Source organism: Clostridioides sp. ZZV15-6597 (assembly GCF_020657815.1).
Classification (GTDB): domain Bacteria; phylum Bacillota; class Clostridia; order Peptostreptococcales; family Peptostreptococcaceae; genus Clostridioides.
The window spans coordinates 40,502-48,750 of record NZ_JAGWCT010000023.1; the positions used below are offsets into that span (position 1 = coordinate 40,502).

General features: G+C 29.5%; 6 protein-coding genes. All 6 read right to left on the bottom strand.

What is annotated here, in order from left to right:
- Positions 1-84 precede the first annotated feature (84 nt).
- Positions 85-2,688 carry a bifunctional acetaldehyde-CoA/alcohol dehydrogenase gene (gene adhE / locus KGF52_RS07595; RefSeq protein WP_227839680.1) on the bottom strand — a complete coding sequence of 868 codons (2,604 nt, stop codon included), beginning with the start codon at positions 2,686-2,688 and terminating at the stop codon, positions 85-87.
- A gap of 590 nt (positions 2,689-3,278) precedes the next feature.
- Positions 3,279-3,869 (bottom strand): dipicolinate synthase subunit B, encoded by a 591-nt coding sequence (locus KGF52_RS07600; RefSeq protein WP_227839676.1) that lies wholly within the window; start codon positions 3,867-3,869, stop codon positions 3,279-3,281.
- A 2-nt stretch (positions 3,870-3,871) separates the two neighbouring features.
- The gene (dpsA, locus tag KGF52_RS07605; protein WP_227839677.1) at positions 3,872-4,747 is read right to left on the bottom strand and encodes a dipicolinate synthase subunit DpsA; all 876 of its coding nucleotides are present in this window, start codon (positions 4,745-4,747) and stop codon (positions 3,872-3,874) included.
- 69 nt (positions 4,748-4,816) lie between these two features.
- Positions 4,817-6,208 (bottom strand): AMP-binding protein, encoded by a 1,392-nt coding sequence (locus KGF52_RS07610; RefSeq protein ID WP_227839678.1) that lies wholly within the window; start codon positions 6,206-6,208, stop codon positions 4,817-4,819.
- A gap of 3 nt (positions 6,209-6,211) precedes the next feature.
- Positions 6,212-7,348 carry an acetyl-CoA C-acyltransferase gene (locus KGF52_RS07615; protein WP_227839679.1) on the bottom strand — a complete coding sequence of 379 codons (1,137 nt, stop codon included), beginning with the start codon at positions 7,346-7,348 and terminating at the stop codon, positions 6,212-6,214.
- 19 nt (positions 7,349-7,367) lie between these two features.
- The gene (locus tag KGF52_RS07620) at positions 7,368-7,913 is read right to left on the bottom strand and encodes a biotin transporter BioY (protein ID WP_227829577.1); all 546 of its coding nucleotides are present in this window, start codon (positions 7,911-7,913) and stop codon (positions 7,368-7,370) included.
- Positions 7,914-8,249 lie beyond the last annotated feature (336 nt).

Consider the following 8,249-nt stretch of genomic DNA (forward strand, 5'->3'; position numbering starts at 1 on the left):
AAAAAACCCTATATACATGAGATTATATATCTCATGTATATAGGGTTTTAGTTTATTTATTTTATAGTAAGTTTTGTAGTAAATTTATTTTCCATAATATGAATTTAGATACATTTCTTTTATTTCATTCATAAGAGGATATCTTGGATTCGCACCTGTACATTGGTCATCAAATGCTTGAATCACCATTTCATCTAGTGAATCTATAAATTTAGATTCCTCAACCCCAAATTCTTTTATAGTTTTAGGAATACCAACTTTACTCTTTAAATCTTCAATAGCTATCAATAAACTTTGGAATTTTTCTTCATCAGAATTTCCTTTTAATCCTAAGAATGAAGCTATTTCAGCGTATCTCTTTAATGCCTCTGGATACTTATATTGAGAGAAAGCTCCCATTTTCTTTGGTGCATTAGAAGAATTAAATTTCATAACACCTGTTATTAAAAGAGCATTTGCAACACCATGTGGTACATGATGGAAAGCACCTAACTTGTGAGCCATAGAGTGACAAACACCTAAAAATGCATTTGCAAAAGCCATTCCCGCCATTGTAGAAGCATTTGCCATTTTTTCTCTTGCTTCTGAGTCTTTTGCTCCATTATCGTATGCACGTGGAAGATATTCAAATATGCTCTTAATGGCTTGTAAAGCTAGACCATTTGTATAGTCAGTTGCAAGCATAGATACATATGCTTCTAGTGCATGAGTTAAAGCATCAATACCAGAAGCAGAAGTTAATCCTTTTGGCATATTCATCATCATATCAGCATCAACTATAGCCATATTTGGCATCAACTCATAATCTGCTAATGGATATTTCACCCCTGTATCTTGGTCAGTTATAACTGCAAATGGAGTTACTTCTGAACCAGTACCTGCTGATGTTGGTATAGCTACAAAACTAGCTTTTTCACCCATTTTAGGGAAAGTATACACTCTTTTTCTTATATCCATAAATCTCATTGCTAGGTCTTGGAAATCTACTTCTGGATGCTCATATAATGTCCACATTATCTTACCTGCATCCATTGCACTTCCTCCACCTATAGATATTATTACATCTGGATTGAACTCTCTCATAGCTTTAGCACCTATCTTAGCACATTCTAAAGTTGGGTCTGGTTCAACTTCAAAGAAAGTAGTATGCTTGATGTTCATTTCATCTAATAAGTCAGTAACTGTTTTAGTATATCCATTATTGTAAAGGAATGTATCTGTTACAATAAAAGCTCTCTTTTTATTCATTACATCTTTAAGTTCTTTTAACGCCACTCCTAAACAACCTTTTTTAAAATAAACTTTTTCTGGTGCTCTAAACCAAAGCATATTTTCTCTCCTCTCAGCTACTGTCTTAATATTAAGTAAGTGCTTAACTCCTACATTTTCAGATACTGAATTTCCACCCCAAGAACCACATCCTAGAGTAAGAGAAGGAGCTAGTTTAAAATTATATAAATCACCTATACCACCTTGAGAAGAAGGAGTATTAATTAAAATTCTACAAGTTTTCATAGCTTTAGTAAATTTATCAAGCTTTTCTCTCTGATTTACATCGTCAATATATAATGAAGATGTATGACCAAACCCTCCATCTTCTACTAATTTTTCTGCTTTACTAACTGCATCATCAAAGTTGTTTGCTTTATACATTGCAAGTACTGGTGAAAGTTTCTCATGAGCAAAAGCTTCTTCTATTTCAACTGATTCAACTTCACCTATTAAAACTTTAGCATCAACTGGAACTTCAAAACCTGCTAGTGTTGCTATTGTACAAGCTGTTTGGCCAACGATTTTAGAGTTTAATCCTCCATTTACTAAAATTACATTTCTTAATTTTTCTGTTTCTTCTTTATTTAATAAGTAAGCACCACGCTCTTTAAATTCTTTTTTAACTTCATTATATATATTTTCTAATACTATAACTGATTGTTCAGAAGCACATATCATACCATTATCGAATGTCTTAGATACAAGAATTGAATTTACAGCAGTTTTTATATCTGCACTGTCATCAATTATTGCTGGCGTATTACCTGCACCAACTCCAATAGCTGGTTTTCCAGATGAATATGCTGATTTAACCATTCCAGGGCCTCCTGTAGCAAGAGTTAAGTCAACTTCCTTCATAACAGTCGTAGTTAATTCCAAAGATGGCTCATCAATCCATCCAATTATACCTTCAGGAGCTCCGGCCAAAACAGCAGCTTCAAGGACTACCTTTGCTGCCTCTATAGTAGAATTTTTTGCTCTTGGATGTGGAGAAAATATTATTCCATTTCTAGTTTTTAGAGCTAAAAGTGATTTAAATATAGCAGTAGAAGTTGGATTAGTTGTAGGTATAACTGCTGCAATAACTCCTATTGGCTCAGCTATTTTAGTCAGGCCAAAGGCTTCATCTCTCTCTATAACACCACAAGTTTTAGTTTCTTTATATGCATTGTATATATACTCTGATGCATAGTGATTCTTTATAACTTTATCCTCGGCAATTCCCATACCAGTTTCTTTTTGTGCCATTATAGCTAGAGGAACTCTTTGCTTATTAGCTGCTAAAGATGCTGCTAAAAAAATCTTATCTACCTGTTCTTGAGTGTATGTAGCAAAGATTTTTTGAGCTTCTCTAATTTTTGCTAATTTTTTAACTAGATTTTCAACATTATTTACAACACATGAATTATCTACCATAGCTTCTTCTCCCCTTTTATTTTCTATTATAACCTGTTCTTTATTAGCCATTTCAATGCCCTCCTAGAATAGTATAATCTTCTTTTTCTGTTAATTTATTAACAGTATAACATGTTATTTTTACATTTTCAAGTTATTTTTTTAACATTTTATTTTTTATTTAGTCTTATATTATTCATATTAATGATACTATTCTTTACAAATATCTAAATTAACTATATATCACTTTATTTTTTATATAAATTATAAACAAATTCATCTCAACGCTTAAGGATAACGTTATTATTTTAACATTTGTATTTTTGTATTTTTTAATAAAAAAATTAAAAGATACTTTTTTCAAGTATAGTATTATATAAAACTTAAAAAGACTTGAAGAAGAAAGTAAAGGACCTAAAAAGCAAATTAAATTAAATACACTTAAATATACAAACAGCTATAATATATAGTATAATTAGAAATATATGCCTGATAATTTATATATATCATGAAATAAAATTAATATATTACGAACTAAAGTCCAGCAAATAAGATTGCTGGACTTTGTTAATATTACTAATCATACACATATATCATATTACATCATTAATCTATTGATGTGGACTTTTTATAACAGGTTGTAACTGTTTATTATCAAGAGCAAGCTCTATAGTTGGAATTATTAACTCTGTATGTGCAATCATAGAATTAGGCTTTGCATTACAATTATCTTGACCAAAAGGTACAAAATATATATTTTTAGAGTTAAGAAGAATACCAATATTTTTGAAATTAAAACTTAGAGCATCATTAGTTGATATTGAAATTACAAGTGGTTTATCATTGCGAAGATGACCCTTTGCTGCCATCAATACTGGAGAGTCCGTAATACCATTTGCTAACTTAGCGGCAGTATTTCCAGTACAAGGGGCTATTATTATAATATCCGCAATTCCTTTAGGTCCAAATGGTTCTGCTTCTTCAATTGTAACAATAGGTTTATTTCCTGTCAGTTCATATGCTTTTTTCATAAATTCTTCAGAATTTCCAAATCTACAATCTATATTTTGTGATACGTCTGAAAATATAGTGTGCACGTTTGCTCCTGCTTTTACCAAATTCTCTAACTCTATAAATATTTTATCATAAGTACAAAACGAACCAGTAAATCCTACTCCAATTGTAAGTCCTTCAAGTTTCATCTCTAATCCCTTCTTTCATTTATAATATTTTCTATAGCGTTAACAAGAATTTCACCAGATGTCTTTGGTGAGTATTTACCAGGAAGCCCAAGACAAAGATTTGCATTAATACCTAAATTTTGTGTAGCAGAATAATCTAATCCACCAGGAGAAGAAGCTATATCTATAATAGTTACTTCTTGTGATACTTTTTCTAATTTCTCTTTCGTTAAAATACATTCTGGTATGGTATTAAAAATATAATCAAACTTTGAAAGATTTTCATCTAGTTGATTTAAAGAAATACTAGAATACCCAAATGCATTAGCCGTACTCCTTGCATCATTATTTCTTGCTCCAACACATACATTTGCATCTAAAGCATATAATTTTTTAGCAAGTATTTGTGCACATCTTCCGAAGCCTAGTACTAGACAGTTACTTTGGTGCATATTGATTATACTTCTTTTAATCGCTTCTGATATGGCTCCTTCAGCTGTAGCAACTGCATTTAAAATAGCAACATCATTCATCTTCATAAAATCATAAACCTGAATAGAGTGTTGCTCACAAAATTTGTAAACTTTAGTTGGTATGTTGCCTCCAAATAGTATTTGATTAGGAGATAAGTTAATTAACAAGTTATCAATAGTAGCATCAAGACAACCATCAGTATTTTCAATACTAAATTGATTTTTTGTAAATGGAATTGGACATAAAATAATGGAACTTTTGGATAGTGCTTCAGCTAGTGAAGTTGCTTTTCCAGCGATTCCATTTATAATTTCATTTGCTATTCCATATACAACTACAGAATATCCTTTATTAATTAGTTTTTTTACCATGTACACTTGTCGCAGGTCTCCGCCTATAACAGTTATATCGTATTGATTTGACATATTGTAAGCCTCCTTTACTATATACAATATGTTTTTATCAATATATTGGTTCACTAAAATTATTAAATATTATACTTCTAACATTGCTAATAATGCTAATCTATCTATCTTTTCAGAAGATGTATATGGTAATGAATCTAAAAAAATAATTTTTCTTGGAATTTCATTTCTAATTAAATAATTTCTAATCTTAGTCAATAAATCCTTCTTTGTAATTTTATCTATGGTTGTTACAAATAATGCAATTTGACTTCCCCTTATAGTATCTAAATAAGGTAATGCAACTGCATCTTCAATTTGAGGAATTCTTTTGACTACATTTTCAACTTTAGTAGAACTAACTTTAAATCCACCAATATTTACAACATCATCACTTCTTCCTTCAAATATCAAATATCCATCATCATCAAAATATCCAATGTCATTGACAGAATAAGGCTCTGATGCATTATATACTGCATATTCGGTATTTACAAAAATTATTCCGTTCTTAATATATACATCTATTTTTGGAAATGGCTTACCTATACTTAATGGTTTCTCAATCAATTCATCATAACACAAATATGTAATGTAGTTTAATTCACTTGCTCCATAATATAAAATTATTTCAGAGTCTGGCATATATTTTTTTATTTTTCTTGCTGTATCCTCAAACAACAATTGAGAACCTGTAAAAACACTTCTAACTTTAACTATTGTCTCACTTAAATATTTAACCAATAACTGAAGTTTTGTAGGTATAAGATATATGTTAGTTATATTGTATTGTTTTATTGCATTTATCCATGTTTTACAATTTAAACCTGAACTTATTACAACACTACCACCTTCATAGAGTACTGACATTATAGAATTTAGATTTCCTGTAAAACTAAGTGTTCCATTGATAAATAAAATAGAGTCCTCAGAAATATGGAAAACTTCATTTTGTATAGGAAAAAATCCAGCCCAGCTTTCATATGTTCTATATAATACTTTTGGGACATTTGTAGAGCCTGAAGATAAAGCTCCCATACAAATTTCTTTATCTAAATAGTCTAAGATATTATTATATTGATATACATTTATACTGTGATGGTCTGTAGAAGAATTAGTTATCTTTAATATCCTATTGCAACTACCATTAGATAAATCATTTATATCTATATTCTCATCAGATATAACAACTGAAATATTATTCTTTATTAAAATATCACTTAATACTCTTTTAGAAAGATTATAATGACAAATGATAGGCACATTATTTGAATAGTTAACACCTAAAAAACTTACTAATTGGAACTTTATATTTTTAGAATAAATTAAAACAGGAATATTTTCAACTATAGAAATTTGTCTCCCAATCTCCTCACTATCTCTTAATATACTGTCATAAGTATACTTTTCTCCATCTATAATCAAAAAATCTTTATCTTTATGGCTGTTTCTTTTTACTTTCAAAAGTTCATAGTAATTCATAATCTACACCCTTTCAATCAATAAAGCAGAGCCTAATCCCCCAGCAGCTGCTATAGAGCAAATTCCATACCTTCCATTATTTTTTTCAAGTGCTTTTAAAAGATGTAACGCAATAATTGCACCAGAAGCACCATATGGATGACCATATGCTAAAGCCCCTCCAAATATATTATACCTATCTATTAATGCTGGATATTTTCTTTGAAATAAAACATCTATAACTGCAAATGCTTCATTAAATTCAATCGCAGATATATCCATATAGTTAAGCTTTTCTATCTCTAAAATTCTCTCCATAGCTTTCATAGCAGATGTTGGGCTTAAATGTGGCTCTGTTCCTATTGTACAAGAGTTAATAACTTTAGCTTTTGGATTCTTTTTTGTAGTCTCTAAATATCTTTTAGAACACAGTATAAGAAATGAAGCTCCATCATTAATAAGACATGCATTTGCTGCATTTGTAATACTTCCCTTTCCTAAAATCGAAGGTATCCTATCTAATAATCTTTGGCTCATTTTATCACGTATACCTTCATCATATGTATTGCTATCTATAGGAGATATAATATCTTCAAGAAATTTTTCTTCTCTTGTGTTTTTTGCTCTTCTATGACTTTCTTTTACCCAATAATCTAATTCTGCCTTCTCAATTTTATATAACTTTGCCACTCTTTCTGCACCTTCGAGCATACTATTCTCACTATTATCATCTGGAGAAAATTGAGCAACTGCATAGCTTGGATTATTGATATTATATCTTTTATCATTTTTATGATATGTACGCATTGGTTGTAGAGAGCTACTCTCAAAACCTCCTGCAATAATTAAATCACATTGCCCAGATTTAATCTTTGAAAATGCTATATCTAAACTCATCATAGCAGAAGCACATTGCATATCTACAGTAAAAGCAGGAACTTCACTTTCTATTCCCGCTGTTAAAGTCATTAATCTTGCGATATTACCTCCTGTACCAACTGCATTTCCACATATAATCTCATCAATCTTATCAATCTCATACTTTTCAATTAGATGTTTTAAAACCTTTGCTCCTAGTAATTCTGGTTGAACACATTGAAAAATTCCATTTTTTAAACCTATATGACTTCTTAATCCTCCTAATATAAAAACATCTTCCATACATTATATCCTCTCTTCATCATAGATTTCTTTTAAGTACGTTATTTAATTTAACACCTAAAAAAGATGCAATAATTGCTTTTATCGTATCTCCAATTAAAAATGGTACCACTGCTGCAAAAAGGGCTGCTTCTACTGTCATTTGATTAAAGTAACACATAAATACTGTTCCCATAAAATATATAATAGGCATACCAACAAAAATTGTTATTGGTATATATCTTTTAATATCATTATTTTTACCTTTTAATAAGCTAATAATTAGTGATGCAAATAAAAATCCAAAATAAAAACCACCTGTTGGGCTTAGTAATTTGCCAATTCCAGATGCACCTCCACCAAATACAGGGATTCCAATTAAACCTATCATTATGTATACACCAACTGTACTAAATGCTTGTCTTGGAGTTAATATTAAAGCTATTAGATTTATCATTATTGTTTGTGCTGTTACTCCTGCTGGTGTAAATGGTAATGGTATATATATATAGGATGATATACATAATAATGCTACACATATTGACATTTTAGTTAAATCTTGAATATTTACTCTATTATTTTTCATTTTTATAATTCCCTTCATATGTCTTATTCAATTTAGTTTATATGTACATATAATAAACCCTCTATTAAGGCTTTGTTTTAGTATAAAAGAAAGACAGTTTTTTGTCAACTTCAATATAATTTTAGGTTTACATTTAATTTATAAGTAAACTTGCTTCTAATCCTTTATGTTTTAATGGTTATTTATAAAATTTTACTTATAAACAAATCTATTTGCCCTATACTTGTAAATTATAATATGATATATTTTATATGAGATTTTATTTCATATAATAAATTAACAAGGAAGTGACAATATGAAAACTAATGAAAATCAATTAAACAACATAGATAAAGA